At 70.7% G+C, this 16,910-nt stretch carries 15 protein-coding genes and 2 tRNA genes; 8 read left to right on the top strand and 9 right to left on the bottom strand.

All coding sequences use genetic code 11. The features are described from left to right. Positions 1-20 precede the first annotated feature (20 nt). Positions 21-1,298 carry a 3-phosphoshikimate 1-carboxyvinyltransferase gene (gene aroA / locus ACMXN5_RS21150; protein ID WP_439678046.1) on the top strand — a complete coding sequence of 426 codons (1,278 nt, stop codon included), beginning with the start codon at positions 21-23 and terminating at the stop codon, positions 1,296-1,298. Positions 1,299-1,311: 13 nt separating this feature from the next. After that, a complete protein-coding gene (gene rsgA / locus ACMXN5_RS21145; protein ID WP_395787661.1) occupies positions 1,312-2,367 on the top strand; it encodes a ribosome small subunit-dependent GTPase A in 1,056 nt (351 codons plus the stop codon). Positions 2,368-2,392: 25 nt separating this feature from the next. Here rsgA and ACMXN5_RS21140 read toward each other — a convergent pair whose 3' ends face one another. Next, positions 2,393-2,908 carry a DUF2231 domain-containing protein gene (locus ACMXN5_RS21140; protein WP_439676542.1) on the bottom strand — a complete coding sequence of 172 codons (516 nt, stop codon included), beginning with the start codon at positions 2,906-2,908 and terminating at the stop codon, positions 2,393-2,395. A 267-nt stretch (positions 2,909-3,175) separates the two neighbouring features. Between ACMXN5_RS21140 and ACMXN5_RS21135 the strand changes: the two genes are divergently transcribed. After that, complete coding sequence (locus ACMXN5_RS21135; protein WP_439676541.1) at positions 3,176-3,952, top strand: DUF4097 family beta strand repeat-containing protein; 777 nt, start codon at positions 3,176-3,178, stop codon at positions 3,950-3,952. Positions 3,953-4,019: 67 nt separating this feature from the next. On the opposite strand, the gene ACMXN5_RS21130 is transcribed toward ACMXN5_RS21135, so the two are convergent. From ACMXN5_RS21130 to ACMXN5_RS21120, 3 genes are all read right to left on the bottom strand, one after another. Then, the gene (locus ACMXN5_RS21130) at positions 4,020-4,565 is read right to left on the bottom strand and encodes a DUF2087 domain-containing protein (protein WP_395787655.1); all 546 of its coding nucleotides are present in this window, start codon (positions 4,563-4,565) and stop codon (positions 4,020-4,022) included. 73 nt (positions 4,566-4,638) lie between these two features. Continuing rightward, entirely contained in the window at positions 4,639-5,328 is a 690-nt protein-coding gene (locus ACMXN5_RS21125) for an HAD family hydrolase (RefSeq protein ID WP_395787653.1), read from the bottom strand. 89 nt (positions 5,329-5,417) lie between these two features. Beyond that, the gene (locus tag ACMXN5_RS21120; RefSeq protein WP_439676540.1) at positions 5,418-5,906 is read right to left on the bottom strand and encodes a hypothetical protein; all 489 of its coding nucleotides are present in this window, start codon (positions 5,904-5,906) and stop codon (positions 5,418-5,420) included. A 192-nt stretch (positions 5,907-6,098) separates the two neighbouring features. Here ACMXN5_RS21120 and hisN point away from each other — a divergent pair, with 192 nt between their 5' ends. Together hisN and ACMXN5_RS21110 are read left to right on the top strand one after the other, a co-directional pair. Further along, on the top strand, positions 6,099-6,896 hold the full coding sequence (hisN, locus tag ACMXN5_RS21115; RefSeq protein WP_380042682.1) for a histidinol-phosphatase: 798 nt from the start codon (positions 6,099-6,101) through the stop codon (positions 6,894-6,896). Between the two features lie 160 nt (positions 6,897-7,056). Then, positions 7,057-7,458 (top strand): CBS domain-containing protein, encoded by a 402-nt coding sequence (locus ACMXN5_RS21110; RefSeq protein WP_380042681.1) that lies wholly within the window; start codon positions 7,057-7,059, stop codon positions 7,456-7,458. 120 nt (positions 7,459-7,578) lie between these two features. Here ACMXN5_RS21110 and ACMXN5_RS21105 read toward each other — a convergent pair whose 3' ends face one another. Further along, complete coding sequence (locus tag ACMXN5_RS21105; protein ID WP_439676539.1) at positions 7,579-9,042, bottom strand: catalase; 1,464 nt, start codon at positions 9,040-9,042, stop codon at positions 7,579-7,581. A gap of 118 nt (positions 9,043-9,160) precedes the next feature. Here ACMXN5_RS21105 and ACMXN5_RS21100 point away from each other — a divergent pair, with 118 nt between their 5' ends. Continuing rightward, positions 9,161-9,586, top strand: coding sequence for a Fur family transcriptional regulator (locus ACMXN5_RS21100; RefSeq protein WP_439676538.1), 426 nt, complete (start codon positions 9,161-9,163; stop codon positions 9,584-9,586). Positions 9,587-9,999: 413 nt separating this feature from the next. On the opposite strand, the gene ACMXN5_RS21095 is transcribed toward ACMXN5_RS21100, so the two are convergent. Then, the gene (locus tag ACMXN5_RS21095) at positions 10,000-11,940 is read right to left on the bottom strand and encodes a tetratricopeptide repeat protein (RefSeq protein ID WP_439676537.1); all 1,941 of its coding nucleotides are present in this window, start codon (positions 11,938-11,940) and stop codon (positions 10,000-10,002) included. 144 nt (positions 11,941-12,084) lie between these two features. Then, positions 12,085-12,161, bottom strand: a tRNA-Met gene (locus ACMXN5_RS21090). A 366-nt stretch (positions 12,162-12,527) separates the two neighbouring features. On the opposite strand from ACMXN5_RS21090, the gene ACMXN5_RS21085 reads away from it, so the two are divergent. Further along, on the top strand, positions 12,528-12,743 hold the full coding sequence (locus ACMXN5_RS21085) for a hypothetical protein (protein WP_395787643.1): 216 nt from the start codon (positions 12,528-12,530) through the stop codon (positions 12,741-12,743). Positions 12,744-12,898: 155 nt separating this feature from the next. Here ACMXN5_RS21085 and ACMXN5_RS21080 read toward each other — a convergent pair. Both ACMXN5_RS21080 and ACMXN5_RS21075 read right to left on the bottom strand, forming a co-directional pair. After that, positions 12,899-12,972, bottom strand: a tRNA-Met gene (locus tag ACMXN5_RS21080). Positions 12,973-13,083: 111 nt separating this feature from the next. After that, positions 13,084-16,200, bottom strand: coding sequence for a UPF0182 family protein (locus ACMXN5_RS21075; RefSeq protein ID WP_439676536.1), 3,117 nt, complete (start codon positions 16,198-16,200; stop codon positions 13,084-13,086). A 153-nt stretch (positions 16,201-16,353) separates the two neighbouring features. Here ACMXN5_RS21075 and ACMXN5_RS21070 point away from each other — a divergent pair, with 153 nt between their 5' ends. Then, the gene (locus ACMXN5_RS21070) at positions 16,354-16,896 is read left to right on the top strand and encodes a PPA1309 family protein (protein ID WP_439676535.1); all 543 of its coding nucleotides are present in this window, start codon (positions 16,354-16,356) and stop codon (positions 16,894-16,896) included. The last annotated feature ends 14 nt before the right edge of the window (positions 16,897-16,910 follow it).

Raw genomic sequence — 16,910 nt, 5'->3', positions numbered from 1 at the left:
CGCACTAGGCTTGGTTCGTGATGTCTGCGCTGTGGTCCGCCCCTGTTGCCTCCGCTCCCGTGACCGCCACCGTCGAGGTGCCCGGGTCCAAGTCGGTGACCAACCGCGCCCTCGTGCTGGCCGCGCTGGCCGGTGGGCCGGGGTATGTGCGTCGTCCGCTGCGCAGCCGAGACACGCTGCTGATGGCGGCCGGGCTGCGCGCGCTCGGCGTGGTGATCGAGGACCGCGGCGACGACTGGTACGTACTGCCGGGGCGGCTGGCCGGCCCGGCAGTGGTGGACTGCGGCAACGCCGGCACGGTGATGCGCTTCCTGCCGCCGGTGGCCGCGCTCGCCGCGGGGCCGGTGCGCTTCGACGGCGACCCGCGCTCCTACGAGCGCCCGCTCGACGGGGTGATCAACGCACTGCGCGACCTGGGCACCCGGATCGACGACGAGGGCGAGGCCCGGCTGCCGATGACGGTGCTGGGCGGCGGCGGGGTCGAGGGCGGCGTGGTGCACATCGACGCGTCCTCCTCGTCCCAGTTCGTCAGCGCGCTGCTGCTGTCCGGGCCGCGCTTCAACCTCGGCGTCGAGGTCCGGCACACCGGCACCTCGGTGCCCTCGATGACGCACATCGCGATGACCGTGGACATGCTGCGCGCGGCCGGCGCGCGGGTCGACGACGGCGAGCCGAACGTGTGGCGGGTCGCCCCCGGCGCGCTGCTCGGCCGCGACATGGTGGTCGAGCCGGACCTGTCCAACGCCGGCCCGTTCCTGGCCGCCGCGCTGGTCACCGGCGGTTCGGTGACCGTGCGCGACTGGCCCGAGCACACCACGCAGCCCGGCGACCGGCTGCGCTCGATCTTCACCGCGATGGGCGGCTCGTGCCGGCGCACCCCGGCGGGGCTGACCCTGACCGGCGGCGGCGCGGTGCACGGCATCGAGGCCGACCTGCACGACGTCGGCGAGCTGACCCCCGTGATCGCGGCGGTGGCGGCGCTGGCCGACGGCCCCAGCCGGCTGACCGGCGTGGCCCACCTGCGGCTGCACGAGACCGACCGGCTGGCCGCGCTGGTCAAGGAGATCAACGACCTCGGCGGCGACGTGAACGAGATCGACGACGGCCTGGAGATCCGGCCGCGCGCGCTACACGGCGGGGTGTTCCACACCTACGACGACCATCGGCTGGCCACCGCCGCGGCGGTGCTCGGCCTGCTCGTCCCCGGGGTGGAGGTGGAGAACGTGGCCACCACCGCGAAGACCCTGCCCGACTTCACCGGCATGTGGACGCGCATGCTCGGCGCGCGCCGCGGCTGAGGGGTCGGGGACGATGGCGGGACTCGGCTCCAACCGACGCAGGGACCTCGACGAGGACGACATCCGGATCCGTCCGGGCAAGCACGGCTCACGCCCGCGCACCCGGACCCGACCCAAGCACGAAGACGCCCGCGAGGGCCGGGTGCTGACCGTCGACCGGGGCCGCTACACCTGCCTCCTGGAGGACGAGGACGCGCCCGACCGCTCGATCACCGCGATGAAGGCCCGCGAACTGGGCCGCAAGGGCGTCGTGGTCGGCGACCGGGTCGCCATCGTCGGCGACCTCAGCGGCGGGGAGGGCTCGCTGGCCCGGATCGTCCGGGTCGAGGAGCGCCGCAGCACGCTGCGCCGCACCGCCGACGACGACGACCCGTACGAGCGGATCATCGTGGCCAACGCCGACCAGCTCGCGATCGTCACCGCGCTGGCCGACCCCGAGCCGCGCCCGCGCCTGATCGACCGCTGTCTGGTCGCCGCCTACGACGCGGGCCTGGAACCGCTGCTGGTGCTGACCAAGGCCGATCTCGCCTCCCCCGACCCGCTGTTGGAGATGTACGGCGCCCTCGGCGTGGAGCACGTGGTCACCAAGAGCGAGTCCGCGTGGGACCTGGACCCGATCCGGGCCCGGCTGGCCGGCAAGGTCACCGTCTTCGTCGGGCACAGCGGCGTCGGAAAGACCACCCTGGTCAACGAGTTGGTGCCGGACCACCGGCGCGCCACCGGTCACGTCAACGAGGTGACCGGGCGCGGACGGCACACCACCACCTCGGCGCTGAGCCTGCGGCTGCCCCCGTTCGCGGGCGACACGAGCGCTCCGGGCGCCGACCGGGGCTGGGTGGTCGACACCCCCGGCGTGCGCTCGTTCGGCCTCAACCACGTCGACCTCGGGCGGGTGATCAACGCCTTCCCCGACCTCGCGGCCGGCACCGAGGGCTGCCCGCGCGCGTGTTCGCACGACGAGCCCGACTGCGGGCTCGACGCGTGGGTCGAGGCCGGGCACGCGGACCCGGCCCGGCTCTACTCGCTGCGCCGGCTGCTGCGCACCCGCGAACGCGACGAGGGCGACTGACCCTCGCCGGCCCGGACCCGCGCGATCAGCGCAGCGGACCGCTGCTGTTCTTCACCGTGTCGTGCCACACCGCCTTGGAACCCGACTCGCCCACCCGCACCACCTGCACCACCGCGAGCACTGCGGCGGCGGCGGTCAGCACGGCCACGATCGGCACCACGATCGGCGGTATCGTCCGCGGCCGGAAGGTGGCGGCGGCCCGGTGCCGGGCGACCAGGAGCAGCACCAGCGTGACGCCGAGCAGGCCGAGGGTGTACCAGAGCATGTCCGAGCCCCGGTCCACGTGCGTCTGCACGGCGGCGGCGCGTTGGCCGTCGGAGAGCCGGTCGAGCCGGGCGAGCAGCTTCTCGCCGCTCTCCTTGGCCACGAAGCAGGTCAGCGCGGCGACCGCGTCCAGCCCGACCACCCACCAGCCGACGCGCAGCAACCAGGGCCGCCGGACCGCCACGAGCACGCTCGCGACCGCCGCCGCCGGCACGATGACCACCGCCAAGTGCACGACCAGGACGTGAACGGGCAGGCCGGAGACGGTGTCGAACATGAAGCGGTTCTCCTGAACGGTCGGGGATCGCGGGGAAATCGCGGGGCGGGTGGGGGCACTCGGGGGAAGGTATCGACCCTCGCACAGATCAACGGTTCCCAGACTGCCCGGGTTCAGCCGCCGTCGAACACCCGCCCGGCCGGGCCGGTCACCGACCGCGCAGGGGGGACAGCCCTACCCCGGGTTCGGGTGACCGCCGGATGCCGGCCCCGGGACGCTCGCTCATACAGTTTGGGCAGCTTCGGATCACCTGTCGGGGAGAGTGTCATGAAAAGGCCGCTTCGGACGTCTTTGATCTTCTTCGGTGGGCTGTTCGCCATCGGAGGGATCCTGATGGCCGCGTGGACCGGGCTCACGTTGCTCTCCAGCCACGACGTCCGCGACCACCGCGACTTCACGTTGTCCACCGGTGATCTGATCATCGACACCGACGACGCCGGAGTCACCATCGAAGCGGGCGCGGCCGGGACGATCAGCGTGGACAGCAAGATCACGCACAGCGTCAACGGCGCGGAACCGTCCTGGAGCCTGATCGGCAACCGCCTCAAACTGCGGTTGAACTGCCCGACCTTCATCAACGTGGAGTGCGACGGGTCCTACCGGATCAAGGTTCCGCTCGACATCCCGCTGGAGGTGTCCTCGGACAGCGGCGCGATCAGCGCCAGCGGACTGCGCCAGAACATGAAGTTCAGCACGGACAACGGTCACATCGACGTGTCCGACAGCACCGGGAACCTGCAACTGTCCACCGACAACGGGGGCGTGACCACGTCGCGGGTGCGCGCCGACACGGTCATCGTCGACACCGACAACGGCGGGGTACGGCTGCGCCTGGACACCGCGCCGGCGAAGGTGAAGGTGACCACCGACAACGGCGGCGTGCGGGTCACCGTGCCCGGCGACGAGAACACGTACCGGGTGAGCGCCAAGTCCGGCAACGGCGGCATCGACAACGAACTCGGCGACGATCCCCGGGCGACCCGCTCGATCGACATCCGCACCGACAACGGCGGCATCACCGTCGACCGCGCTCCGGCGCACTGAGTCGCGGGTCGCGGATGTCCGACGGGGGGACGTCCGCGACCCGCCCCGGCCCCGGCCGGACGGCGGATCAGACCACGAACGATCCGCCCGTGCGCCAGTACACCCCGCCCTCGCGGCCCAGAAAGCCCTCGTCCACGAGGTGTCTGCGCAGCGCGGCGTGGTCGTCCATGAAGCGGCGCAGGGTCTCCACGATCTCCGCCTCCTCGTAGCGCACGCCGGGTTCGAAGCTGCCGGCGACGTGGTCGAGCACGACCAGGCGCTTGGCCCGCTGTACGGGCAACTGCCGGACCCGGCCACGCGCGAGGTAGGTCCGCAACACGGCCGCCTCGGCGGGGCCCCGGTCGGCGAACGCGTCGTCGGGCTCCTCGCCGATCCCCGCCGCCGCCTGGGCCAGCGCCTCGGGACACGCGTGCCACCCGTCACCGGCCCGCGCGGCCAGACCCACCGATTCGAACCGGGCCAGCACCTTGATCGTGTCCCGCAGAGGCAGGCCGGCCCGATCGGCGATGTCGGAGCTGAGACGAGCCTCCAGGACCAGTGCGGCGAACACCTTCAATCGGGCGTCGTCGGCGAGGAGACGGAGCAGTTCCGCAGGTTCGTCGGCCGGACCCATGTCCCCAGGGTAGGACGTGGCGCCCCGGCCGGGACGGCTTGACCGAACAGGATCACCCGGATGCGTGCGGGACTCAGTCGCCGCGTACGCCCAGCTCGTCGATGTGCGCCAGCATGTCGGCGGGCTCGTCGTAGACCCGGAAGGCGTGCGCGCGCTCCAGCTCGTCGGCACCGTAGCCGCCGGAGAGCAGGCCCACGCCGAGCGAGCCGGCGCGGCGGGCGGCGAGCAGGTCCCAGATGCTGTCCCCGACCACCACGCACTGGGCGGGGTCGACGCCGAGCTTGGCGGCGCCGGCCAGGAACAGGTCGGGGTCGGGCTTGGCCCGCGCGACCTCGTCGCGGGTGACCATCGGCAGGTCCGCGGGCGCGCCGAGCTTGGCCAGCATCGGCTCGGCCCCGGCCCGGCGGCCGCTGGTGGCGATGGTCCACGGGATGCCCACCTCGGTGAGGTGGCGCAGCAGTTCGGGGGCGCCGGGCAGCGGCTCCACGAACGGCACCCGGGCGGCATAGTGGCGCCCGTGCGCGTCGGTCAGCGCCTCGACCTGTTCGGGCGACAGGTCGATCCCCGTCTCGCGCTGGATGCCCCGGACGAACAGGCCGCCACTCATCCCGATCTTGCGGTGGATCCGCCACATGGCCAGGTCGATGCCGGCCTCGCGGAGCGCTTCCTGCCACGACATGACGTGGTGGTAGACGCTGTCGACGAGGGTCCCGTCGAGGTCGAAGACGAAAGCCGGCGGACGGGAGCGCACAAGATCGGTCATGCCGGAAATCTAGCCCGTGGCCGGCCGCCGAGGCCGTCCGCGCCGCATCCCGGGCACCCGGCGCGCCGTGCGGTGCCGGGCGCGCCGGGTCACTTGCGAGTGCCCTGCCCGGTCACGGACGTGCTCGGCACCGGCGGCGGGGTGCCCGGCTTGGCCGGTATCGCGGGCGCGGTCCTGGTCTGGGTGGGGATGGCCGCCGCGGGCGCGGGCGGGGTGCCGAGCCGGCTGCGCAGCCGCTGGCGGCGTCGACCGAGCGATCGGGTCGCGGCCGGACTGGCCCGCCGCACCTCCTCGGGCAGCGCGAACCACACCTCCACCACGGCCAGCGCCTGCGGGCGCTCACCGGCCCGCTCCAGCAGATCGGCCGCGCGCTCGTAGGTCCAGGCGGTGCGCATCTCGGCGCCGACGCCGTGCAACAGCGTGGCCAGCTCGCGCAGTTCCTCGCGGTCGAAACGATCCGCGAGCGCGGTGCCCTCCAGCGTCCACCCGTCCAGACTTCGACGCGGTTGGACCAGCCCCGGTCCCGGTACGGGCTCCCTGCCGTGTGTTGCCCTGCGCCCGACCCCGAACAGTGCCATCGCGGTCCCGCACCCCCTCCGCCGTCGACTCGTACCCGTAACACGCGCCCGACCGATGAACGGTTGTCGACTGTCGCCGTTCGCGCTTCCTTTCTGCATAACGAGCGTACGAGGCCACGGCGACGGCGCGTAAGTGTGTCCGTGGGCGCGGGACGCGCGGACCCGCCGACGCTCGCCGGTACTGTTCGTGTCATGCCCGGCTATGACGACGACCTGCGCTTCGCCCACGTCCTCGCGGACGCCGCCGACGCGACCACCATGGACCGCTTCAAGGCGCTCGACCTGCGGGTCGAGACGAAGCCGGACATGACTCCGGTGAGCGACGCGGACAAGGCCGCCGAGGAGATCATCCGGCACCAACTCGGTCGCGGCCGCCCGCGCGACGCGGTGCTCGGCGAGGAGTTCGGCTCGTCCGGACACGGTCCCAGGCGCTGGGTGATCGACCCGATCGACGGCACCAAGAACTTCGTCCGGGGCGTCCCGGTGTGGGCCACCCTGATCGCGCTGATGGACGGCGACGAGTCGGTCATGGGCGTGGTCTCCGCGCCGGCCCTGGGCCGGCGCTGGTGGGCCGCCAAGGGCGCGGGCGCGTGGACCGGGCGCAGCCTGTCCCAGGCGTCCCGCTGCCGGGTGTCGCAGGTGGCGGCGATCGAGGACGCGTCGTTCGCGTACTCCAGCATGGGCGGCTGGGAGGACCGGGGCCGCATGGACGACTTCCTGGACCTGACCCGGGCCTGCTGGCGGACCCGCGCCTACGGCGACTTCTGGTCGTACATGCTGGTCGCCGAGGGTGCGGTGGACATGTGCGCGGAGCCCGAGGTCAACCTGTGGGACCTCGCGCCGCTGGCGGCGATCGTCGAGGAGGCAGGTGGCCGGTTCACCTCGCTCGACGGCTCCCCCGGCCCGGCGGGCGGCACCGCCGCCGCGTCCAACGGCCTGCTGCACGACGAACTGCTTGCCCGGTTGGGCGATCCGCACGAGGGATTCTGAGCGCGCGGATCGCGCTACTCCCTTCGAGTGACTTGCCCGCTATACCTTCCGTTGACCTTCCCGGGCATGTGACCATGTGAAAACAAGGCTTGTGAACTTGTGAATTCTTTCTCGAGCGCTCACCCGCCCTGTACCCACACCCCGACGGAGGTGGTGTCACATGTTCGTCCGCGACGGCATGAGCACGATCGTGTTGACCATCGGCCCGGCCCACACCCTGCGCGCCGCCGCGCGCCTGATGTCCGCCCGCCAGATCGGCGCGGCGGTGGTGATCGACCCCGAGACGTCCGGCCTGGGCATCCTGACCGAGCGCGACATCCTGATGTCGATCGGCGCCGGCCAGAATCCCGACACCGAGTTCGCCGGTGACCACCTCACCTCGAACGTCGTCTTCGCGACCCCCTCCTGGTCGCTGGCCGACGCGGCGGCGGCGATGACGCGCGGCGGTTTCCGGCATCTGATCGTGCTCGACGACGGCGAGGTGCTGGGGATCATCTCGGTCCGCGACATCGTCCGCTGCCAGATCCACGAGGCACAGCGCACCGAGGAATTGGTGGGTTGACCCCGGCGGGCGCCCGTCGCGCGCCCGCGTCCCGCCCCCGGTCCGGGCGTGTGAAACGCCGCCCGGTACCGACTCGTGGTCCGGGTACCGGGCGGCGCGCTCATCGGGGGTGGATCGCCGTCAGGCGCGCAACTCCTTCACGGCCGCCGCGATCCGGTCCCCGTAATCCCGGTCGGCGGCCCGGAAGTGGCCCACGACCCGGTCGATGATGTCGTCCCGGGAGACCTTGGCCAGGAAGCCGGCGAGGTTGGCCACCAGGCGGGCCTGCTCGTCCGCCGTCATCAACCGGTACAGGTCGCCGGCCTGCACGTAGTCGTCGTCCTGCGCGTGCAGCGGGGCCGGGTGGGTGCCGGTGGCGCCGGACACCTCGGTCGACGCCCACAGCGGGGCGCCGCTCTCGTACGGGCCGCCGAAGCTGTTCGGCTCGTAGTTCTTGGCCCGACCGCCCGGGTTGGTCGCCATGTATCCGTCCCGCCCGTGGTTGTGGGCGGTCGCGGCGTGCGGCGCGTTGACCGGGAGCTGGGTGTGGTTGACGCCGAGGCGGTAGCGGTGCGCGTCGGCGTAGGCGAACAACCGTCCCTGGAGCATCTTGTCCGGGCTCGGTCCGATCCCGGGCACGAAGTTGGCCGGGTTGAACGCGGCCTGCTCGACCTCGGCGAACACGTTGTCGGGGTTGCGGTCGAGGGTCAGTCGGCCGACCTCGATCAGCGGATAGTCGGCGTGCGACCACACCTTGGTCAGGTCGAACGGGTTGAACCGGTAGGTCGCGGCCTCGGCCACCGGCATGATCTGCACCTTCAGCGTCCACGACGGGCTCACCCCGGCGTCGATCGCGTTCACCAGGTCCCGCTGGTGCGAGTCGGGGTCGGCCCCGGCCAGTTCGGCGGCGGCCTCGGCGGTCAGGTTCCGGATGCCCTGGTCGGTCTTGAAGTGGTACTTGACCCAGAACGCCTCGCCCTCGGCGTTGACCCACTGGTAGGTGTGCGAGCCGAAGCCGTCCATGTGCCGGTAGGACGCGGGGATGCCGCGGTCCCCGAACAGCCAGGTGACCTGATGGATGGCCTCCGGCGAGTGCGACCAGAAGTCCCAGACGTTGTCCGCCTCCTGGCTGCCGGTGTACGGGTCGCGCTTTTGCGTGTGGATGAAGTCCGGGAACTTCAGCGGGTCCTTGATGAAGAAGATCGGCGTGTTGTTGCCGACGAGGTCGTAATTGCCCTCCTCGGTATAGAACTTCACCGCGAACCCGCGCGGATCGCGCACCGCGTCGGCGGCGCCGAGGTTGCCGGCCACGGTCGAGAAGCGGGCGAACACCTCGGTACGGCGGCCGGGTTCGGCGAGGAAGTGCGCCTTGGTGAACCGGGACACGTCCGCCGTCACCTCGAACCGGCCGTACGCGCCGGACCCGCGTGCGTGCACCACCCGCTCCGGGATGCGCTCGCGGTTGAACCGGGCCAACTTCTCCAGCAGGTACTGGTCCTGGATCAGCAGCGGCCCGCCGGGGCCCGCGGTCTGGCTGTTCTGGTTGTCGGCCACCGGAGCGCCGGATTCGGTGGTGAGGGCGTGCGGCTGCGGCTGCTGCGACATGGTTCGTGACTCCCCTGGTGTTGCTGCTGTCGTCCGGCCCCCAACCTAGAGCCAGTTTTAGACTTTGTCCAGAACAACATTTAGACCAGATCTAACCCAAGACCTGTACCATTCACATATGAGCAACCTCCCGGAACGACTACGTGAGCGGGGTTGGCGCCTGACCGCACAGCGCCGGGTGGTGGCCGAGGTTCTCACCGGCGACCACGTCCACCTGACCGCCGACGAGGTACACACACGCGCGGCGCGGCAACTCCCGGAGCTCAGCAGGGCAACCGTCTACAACGTCCTCAACGACCTCGTGGCCATGGGCGAGATCCGCGAGGTAACCACCGATGCCCGAGCCAAGCGCTACGACCCCAACGCCCACCGGCCACACCACCACCTGATCTGCACCGAATGCGGCACCATCCGAGACGTACACCCACCATCCACCCCGGCACCCACCCCTCCGGAGGCCGCCCACCTCGGCTTCACGATCACCAAGACCGAAATCACCTTCCACGGCCAATGCCCAACCTGCACACAGCCACCCAGCACCTGAGAACACACCAAACGCCAACCTGCCCACCCAGGACGCCCCAACCCAGCCCGTCCGGCACCTGAGAACACACCAAACGCCAACCTGCCCACCCAGGCACCCCAACCCAGCCCGTCCGGCACCTGAGAACACACCAAACGCCAACCCACCCACCCAGGCACCCCAACCCAGCCCGTCCGGCACCTGAGAACACACCAAACGCCAACCCACCCACCCAGGCACCCCAACCCAGTCCGCCCGACGCCTGAGGACACACGAAACAGCCACCTGCCCACTCAGGCGCCCCAACCCAGCCCGTCCGGCGCTTGAGGACACACGAAGCAGCCACCTGCCCACTCAGGTGCGCCAACCCAGCCCGTCCGGCGCTTGAGGACAACACGGCCCCGGGCCGCATCGGCGAACCGGGCCGCCAACGGTCAACTCGCCAACGATTCCGCCCGCAACGCGTCCAGCAGCCGCTGCGCCTTCGCCGCGACCTCCGCAGGACCATGCGCCACCGCCGGCCCACACCAGTGCTCCGCATCGGCCAGATCCCCGCGCCGCAACGCCAGCACCACCAGCCGCAACGCCGCCCGCCCGTGCCCACCCCGCGCGGCCACCGTCAACCACGGCTCCGCGCCGTCGGAATCCCCGTGCCGCAGATGCAGCAGCGCCAGGTTCCACGCCCCCGACACACTGCCCGCCTCGGCCGCGACCTTGAACCGCCGCGCCGCCGGCTTGTCCTCACCCCGCCGCGCACACAGCACCCCGCACCGCAGCGCCGCCGTCACGTGCCCCGCGTCCGCCGCCACCGCGTACCAGCGCTCCGCCTGCTCCACCGCCCCCGCGTCCGCGAGCATCGCCCCGAGCCGGAACGCCGCCGTGGGCCGCTCCGCCCGCGCCGCCGTCTCGTACGCGCGCGCCGCCCCCTCGGCATCCCCCCGCCGCTCCAGCAACAGCCCCATCTGCAAAGCCGCGTCCGGGTGCCCGGCGGCCGCGGCGCGGCTCCAGCACACCTCGGCGGCGTCGTCGTGACCACCACGCGCGTGCAGGATGCCCAGGTTGTACGAACCGTCCACGCTGCCCGCCTCGGCGGCCCGCGCGAACCATATCCGCGCCTCCTCGTCGTCCCCGCGCTCGAGCAACATCCCGGCCAGCGCGTTGGCCGCGTCCCCGTGTCCCGCGTAGGCGGCCATCCGGAACCACCGCTCCGCGCCCGGCGCGTCCTCGTGCTCCGCGTGCAACAGCCCCAGATTGAAGGCCCCGTTGCACTCGCCCGCCGCCGCCGCCCGCTCGTACCACCGCGCGGCCTCGCTCGAACTCCCCCTGGACGCGAACCACGCGCCCAGCGCATTGGCCGCCGTGCCGTCGCCGGCTTCCGCCGCGACCTGCCACCATCGCACCGCGCCCTCGACGTCCCCGGCGTCCTGCAGCAGGAACCCGAGCGCCCGCGCCCCCTCGGCGTCACCCTCCTCGGCCGCCAGCCGATACCACCCGATCGCCTCGGCGGCATCCCCCGCCCGCTCCAGCGAGGTCGCGAGCCGTACCGCCGCCCGCACGTGCCCACACGAGGCCGCGCGCAGGAACCACGTGGACGCCGCGCGTTCGTCGTCCCGCTCCTGCCCCATCCGCCCGAGCCGGTAGGCCGCCTCCGGATGCCCCGCCTCGGCCGCGCGCCGATACCACCGCTCCGCCCCGGGGCGCCCGGTCGACTCGAAGAACTCGCCCAGCGTGAGCGCGGCCCGCACATGCCCCGACTCGGCCGCGTTGCGCAGCCAGTAGACGCCCTGCCCGGACAGGTCGTGATACGCGCCCACGTCGGCGCCCGCGCCCGCGCTCGCCCGCGCCGCGTCGGCCTGGTCCAGCAGCAGCGCGCCGAGCGAGTAGGCGGCGATCCGACTGCCCGCCTCGGCCGCCCGGTGCCACCACAACGACGCTGCGTCGTCCCGCCCCTGACGGTGCATCAGCACGCCGAGGTTGGTCGCCGCACCGCGATGCCCCGCCTCGGCGGCACGACGCAGCAACTCGGCCGCCTCGTCCGCCCCTTCCTCCTCGTCGCGTTCGAGCAACATCAGGGCGAGGCTGTTGGCGGCGGAGGGGCTGCGCGCGGCCCGCTCGCGGTAACGCCGTTCGAGTTCGGCCGATTCGTGCCGATCCAGCGCCTCGTGGCCCTCGACGCTGCCCCCGGGCCCACGCCGGCGCGGCCGGAACGGCACCAGGACCGCGTATTCGTCGGGATGCGCCGGAGACGTCGCGGCCGCCGCCCGCCCCCGGTCCAGGACCACCGTGTCGGGGCCCTCGGGCACGGTTTCGAAGACGTCGGGCTCCGGCGGTGGGTGCTCCCCCCGCCGTCCGCGATGTCCCTTCCACGCCCCCATGTGTCCATCGTGGCATCTCGGGCCACATCCATGCAGTCGCGATTCGGCAACAGCCGGCCCCACCCGGCGACGAATCGTCGGCGAACACCCGGTGTCCGAGGGCATGCACGAAGGGCCCGGCCGCAATGGCCGGGCCCTTCGATGTGGTAGCGGGGACAGGATTTGAACCTGCGACCTCTGGGTTATGAGCCCAGCGAGCTACCGAGCTGCTCCACCCCGCGTCGGTGAACACAACCTTACGGCAGCCCCGACCGGGCAGGCAAATCCCTTCCCCGCCGACTCCGAGCCGCCCGCCCCCACGCGTGGCACGCGTCACTCGTGAGTGTCGCGGCCGAATTCAGACCATGGAGTGAACCCGACTCACCCCGCCACGACTCCGAATCACTTCCCCTTTGGTCCCAATTACCCCTGGTTGCCCGGGAGTTCGATTGCGCCACAACCGGATTGTCGGCCATCGCCGGACACGATCCGGTCTCGGCTCGGGGCTGGAAGCCGTCACGGCGCGCCTCCGATGGGGTACGGTCTGCGTCGTGGTCATATCAGGATTGGACCATCCGAGCATGCCGCGCCGAGTCCCGGTTCCGCCGATGGACGCAGGCCGAACCGGCATGGGCGAGCGCCTCGACCGGCACCTCGCCCTGATCGGCCGTGCCTCCGTCCAGGAGACGGCGAACAGCGCCGAATCGGCCGCCATAATCCAGAGCCTGGTCCCGCGTGCCGAACAGCGCGGCACACACCGTCTGGCGCGCGTCACCCTGATGGCACCGCTGCGCGCCAAGCGCCGCCGCCAGATCGCGCTCTAGACCGCCACGCCCTCAGGCTCTAGACCGCCACGCCCTCAGCTCGTGCGCCACCCCCGGCTCCCCGAGCCGGGGCACCAAGCACAAACCATCAAGCAAAAACGCACAACGCGAGAGACCCGGTTCCTGAGAACCGGGCCTCTCGCGTTTTCACCGAGTAGCGGGGACAGGATTTGAACCTGCGACCTCTGGGTTATGAGCCCAGCGAGCTACCGAACTGCTCCACCCCGCGATGCGTTGTTCCTTGAGCTTACGTGACCCGGAGCCGCACACCAAATCGATAACACGACGGGCCCGCCCCCCCGAAGGAGACGGGCCCGTCGCGGCGGTCACCCCACCATGATCACGGCTTGGGCGGAGCCGAACTCCCCGGCGTCCCGTTCGCCGGCGGGGTTCCGTTCGCCGGTGGTGTCCCGTTCGCCGGTGGTGTCCCGTTCGCCGGTGGCGTTCCATTCGCCGGCGGCGTCGACGCGGTACCCGCGGGCGGGTTCTTCGCCGCCTGCTCGGCCGCCAGGGCCCGGTCCACGGCCGCCTGAAGGCGCTTCTGCGCCTCGCCGTACTTGGCGAAGTCACCCGCCTTCAGCGCCGCGTCGGCATCCTTGAGAGCCTGGTTGGCCTCGTCCAGCGCCTGCTTGACCGTCGGGTTCTGCGCCGGCGGTGTCGGGGTCCCCGTGCCGGGCGGCGTGGTACCGGTGTTCGGCGGCGTCCCTGTGTTCGGCGGCGTCCCCGTGGTCGGCGGAGCGGGTGTCGCCTCGCCGTTGAACACCGCCGCCAACGCCTCCGGCAGCGTGTTCTGCAGCGCGATCTTCCCGCCGAACGACACCAGCACCTTCTGCAGCACCGGATACGACCCGGCCGCGTTGGCCTGGAGGTACACCGGTTCCACGTAGAGGATGCCGCCGCCGACCGGAAGGCTCAGCAGGTTGCCGAAGACGACCTTCGAGTTGCCGATCTGGAAGACGTTCAACAGCCCGATCACGGACGAGTCGGACTTGAACTGACTCTGCATCAGGTCCGGCCCGTTGATCGCCGTGGCCGAGGGCAGCGTGAGCAGTCTGACCTTGCCGTAGTCCGGCCCCGGTTCCGAGTTGACGGCCATGAACGCCGCGAGGTTCTGCCGTTCCCTCGGCACGAACGTGGTCGTCAACTGGAACGACTGGTTCTTCGCCTGCTGGGCCTGGCCGTCGCCGGGGGCCGGGGGCAACTTCATGGACAGGTAGTACGGCGGCTGGTCGGCGCCGCCGACCCCGGTGCCCGTGGGGTCCTTGGGGACCTTCCAGAAGTCGGAGCCGTTGAAGAACGTCCGCGGGTCCGTCACGTGGTACCGGGTCAGCAGATCGCGCTGCACCTTGAACAGGTCCTGCGGGTAGCGCAGGTGCTCCATCAGAGTGGGCGGAATCGTGGTCTTCTTCTTGACCGTGTTCGGGAAGGCCTTCATCCAGGTCTTGAGGACCGGATCCTTCTCGTCCCACTGGTAGAGCTTGACCGAGCCGTCGTAGGCGTCGACGGTCGCCTTCACCGAATTGCGGATGTAGTTGACGTTGCCGGTGTTGCCGACCGCGCCCCGAGCCCGGTCCTCGGCGTTGAGCGAGTCGGCGGTGGCGGTGCCGAGCGTGGTGCGGGTCGCGTACGGATAGCCGTTGCTGGTCGTGTACGCGTCGACGATCCACTGCACCTTGCCGTCTATCACGGCCGGATACGGGTCACCGTCGATGGTCAGCCACGGGGCGACCGCTTCGACCCGCTCCTTGGGGGTGCGGTTGTACAGGATCCGGGAATCCTTGTTGATCGAGTCGGAGAGCAGGATGTTGCCCTCCTGGAACTTCGTCGCGTACAGCAGCTTGTTGAACATGCCGCCGATCGGGACGCCGCCCTTGCCCTGATACGTATAGGTCTGCTGACCCGTCGGGCTGTTGTCGAGCGGATAGTCCACCTCGGTCGCCGCGGCCTTCCTGGGGGCCCCGACGATGGAGTACTCGGTCGTCTGCTCGCCGAAGTAGATGCGCGGCTCGTACGGACCGATCGGACTCGGGCTCGACTTTTCCTGGGCGTCGGTCCGGATGTCCTTCTCGATGAAGACCGGCTTGCCCTCGGGGTCGCGAGCGGTGCCCTCGGCCGCGACCACGCCGTACCCGTGGGTGTACTTGGTGTGGTCGTTGACCCAGTTGTGGCTCTGGTTGCCCTTCGGGTTCAGCTCGCGCAGGGCGATGACCGTGTCCTGCATCTTGCCGCCGATCATGTAGCGATCGACGTCGAGAGTCGCCGGGAAGGCGTAGTACTGCCGCAGCTGCTGGAGCACGTTGAACGTCGGCGAGACGATGTTCGGGTCGAGCAGCCGGATGCTGGCCGTGGCCGAGGCCTCGTCCTTGAGTTCCGGTCGGGCGTCGACGTTGCCCGCATACGCCTCGGGCTTGACGTCGTCGATGCCGTACGCGTCCCGCGTCGCCGCGATGTTGCGCTCGATGTACTTGGCTTCCTTGGCCTGCTGGTTCGGCTTGACCTGGAACCGCTCGACGATCGCCGGGTACAGCCCGCCGATGAGCACCGCGGAGAGCACCATCAGGCCGAAGCCGATGATCGGCAGCGCCCACGTGCGGCGGAACACGTTGACGAAGAACAGCGTGGCGCAGATCAGCGCGACGATGAACAGGATCGTCTTCGCCGGCAATACCGCGTGCGCGTCGGTGTACCGCAGGCCGGTGAATTGCGAGGCCTGCTTGAAATCACCGGACGAGACCGCCAGCGAATAGCGGTCCAGCCAGTACGCGACGGCCTTGAACAACACGAAAAGGCCGAGCAGCAGCGAAAGATGCGCCTGTGCGGCGGGGGTGGCCCGCGACCCCGGGCTCTGCACCCGAAGTCCGCCGTAGAGGTAGTGCGTGATCACCGCGAGGACGAAGCCGACGACGACCGCGACGAACGCGAAATTGACCAGGAATCGATAGAACGGCAGATCGAACGCGTAGAACGAGACGTCCTTGTGGAACTGCGGATCCTTGGCGCCGAACGAGACGCCGTTCACGAACTGGAGCCACGTCTTCCACTGCCCCGACGCCGAGGTTCCGGCGATGATGCCGATGATCACCGACAGCGCGATCAGCAGCCAGCTACGGAACGGCGTGATGGCCGAGCGGTAGCGGTCGAGGCTCTGCTGTTCGAGCGACATCCCGCGGAACGCGGGACGCAGCCGATAGGCGACGTAGATGTTGGCGCCGACGGCCGCGGCCATGAGCAGACCGAACACCAGGAACAACCCGATGCGCGTCCACAGCTTGGTCGTGAATACGTTTCCGTAGCCGACCGACTTGTACCAGAGCCAATCCGTCCAGAAATTCGCGAACAGCACCCACGCGACAACGATCACCACGAGGATGGCCAGCGTCAGGAGCAGTGTTCTGGACCTGCGGGACGGGGCTCCCAATCTGATCCGACGGCCACCTGAGCCGCCTCGTTCGGGCATCTGAAAAACCAAGGGTGCGCACCTCGATCATTACCTGGACGCGCCCGGTCGGCGCTCGATGGGTCAACTTACCGAGACAGGACGTGGTTCCCCACAGACACGGCCGATACAGGCTCGTGATCCGTCGCGGGGCGGAGACGGGAAGATGGGGTCATGACCGTTGCACTCACCCAGGCCCTCGTCGAGATCGAACGCCACGTGGCGGGGTACGGCTGGGACCAGCAGCCCCGCCTGTACGCGCTCGTGGACACCGGGGAACTGGCCCGTACCGAACCCGATCTCGCCGCACAGCTCGGCCTGTCCGCCGACCGTGACGCGCCCATCGACACCCTTACGCCGATCGAGCAGGAGGAGATCCCGGAGCACGTCGCGATCGACGAGTTCCTGGCGAGCATCGCCTGGCCGGACGCCGTGCTCGGCTGCGCGCTCGTGGTCGAGCGGCTGATGTTGCCGCCGTCCGCCGAGGCGAACATGCCCACCGTCGGCAGCGACGAGGAGATCCACGACTGGGTGGCGGCGCACCCGGAGCGCCAGGAGGTGCGACTCGCGGTCGGCGTGCTGCGCGACGGCGCGCGCGAGTCGGCGGTGCGACTGCGGGCCAAGGACGACGATTCCGAGGTGCTCTCCGGCGCGGACCTGGTCCCCGGCCTGGCCGAGGCGCTGCTGGCCACGTTCGGCGACACCGACGAGGAGTAGGGGCCGAGCGGGTC

Origin of the sequence: Embleya australiensis, from assembly GCF_051903075.1 — a bacterium.
In the GTDB taxonomy this organism is placed as follows: Bacteria; Actinomycetota; Actinomycetes; order Streptomycetales; family Streptomycetaceae; genus Embleya.
Note: the sequence above shows the minus strand (reverse complement) of the source record. Positions and strands in the feature narration are given on the sequence as shown.

Bases quoted from the DNA above. Each gene is read 5' to 3' on its own strand.
- ACMXN5_RS21105 (WP_439676539.1), bottom strand. From the start codon at position 9,042: ATGTCGCAGCAGCCGCAGCCGCACGCCCTCACCACCGAATCCGGCGCT.
- ACMXN5_RS21085 (WP_395787643.1), top strand. From the start codon at position 12,528: ATGGACGCAGGCCGAACCGGCATGGGCGAGCGCCTCGACCGGCACCTC.
- aroA (WP_439678046.1), top strand. From the start codon at position 21: ATGTCTGCGCTGTGGTCCGCCCCTGTTGCCTCCGCTCCCGTGACCGCC.
- ACMXN5_RS21140 (WP_439676542.1), bottom strand. From the start codon at position 2,908: ATGTTCGACACCGTCTCCGGCCTGCCCGTTCACGTCCTGGTCGTGCAC.
- ACMXN5_RS21110 (WP_380042681.1), top strand. From the start codon at position 7,057: ATGTTCGTCCGCGACGGCATGAGCACGATCGTGTTGACCATCGGCCCG.
- ACMXN5_RS21100 (WP_439676538.1), top strand. From the start codon at position 9,161: ATGAGCAACCTCCCGGAACGACTACGTGAGCGGGGTTGGCGCCTGACC.
- ACMXN5_RS21125 (WP_395787653.1), bottom strand. From the start codon at position 5,328: ATGACCGATCTTGTGCGCTCCCGTCCGCCGGCTTTCGTCTTCGACCTC.
- ACMXN5_RS21095 (WP_439676537.1), bottom strand. From the start codon at position 11,940: ATGGGGGCGTGGAAGGGACATCGCGGACGGCGGGGGGAGCACCCACCG.
- rsgA (WP_395787661.1), top strand. From the start codon at position 1,312: ATGGCGGGACTCGGCTCCAACCGACGCAGGGACCTCGACGAGGACGAC.
- ACMXN5_RS21070 (WP_439676535.1), top strand. From the start codon at position 16,354: ATGACCGTTGCACTCACCCAGGCCCTCGTCGAGATCGAACGCCACGTG.
- ACMXN5_RS21135 (WP_439676541.1), top strand. From the start codon at position 3,176: ATGAAAAGGCCGCTTCGGACGTCTTTGATCTTCTTCGGTGGGCTGTTC.
- ACMXN5_RS21075 (WP_439676536.1), bottom strand. From the start codon at position 16,200: ATGCCCGAACGAGGCGGCTCAGGTGGCCGTCGGATCAGATTGGGAGCC.
- ACMXN5_RS21120 (WP_439676540.1), bottom strand. From the start codon at position 5,906: ATGGCACTGTTCGGGGTCGGGCGCAGGGCAACACACGGCAGGGAGCCC.
- hisN (WP_380042682.1), top strand. From the start codon at position 6,099: ATGCCCGGCTATGACGACGACCTGCGCTTCGCCCACGTCCTCGCGGAC.
- ACMXN5_RS21130 (WP_395787655.1), bottom strand. From the start codon at position 4,565: ATGGGTCCGGCCGACGAACCTGCGGAACTGCTCCGTCTCCTCGCCGAC.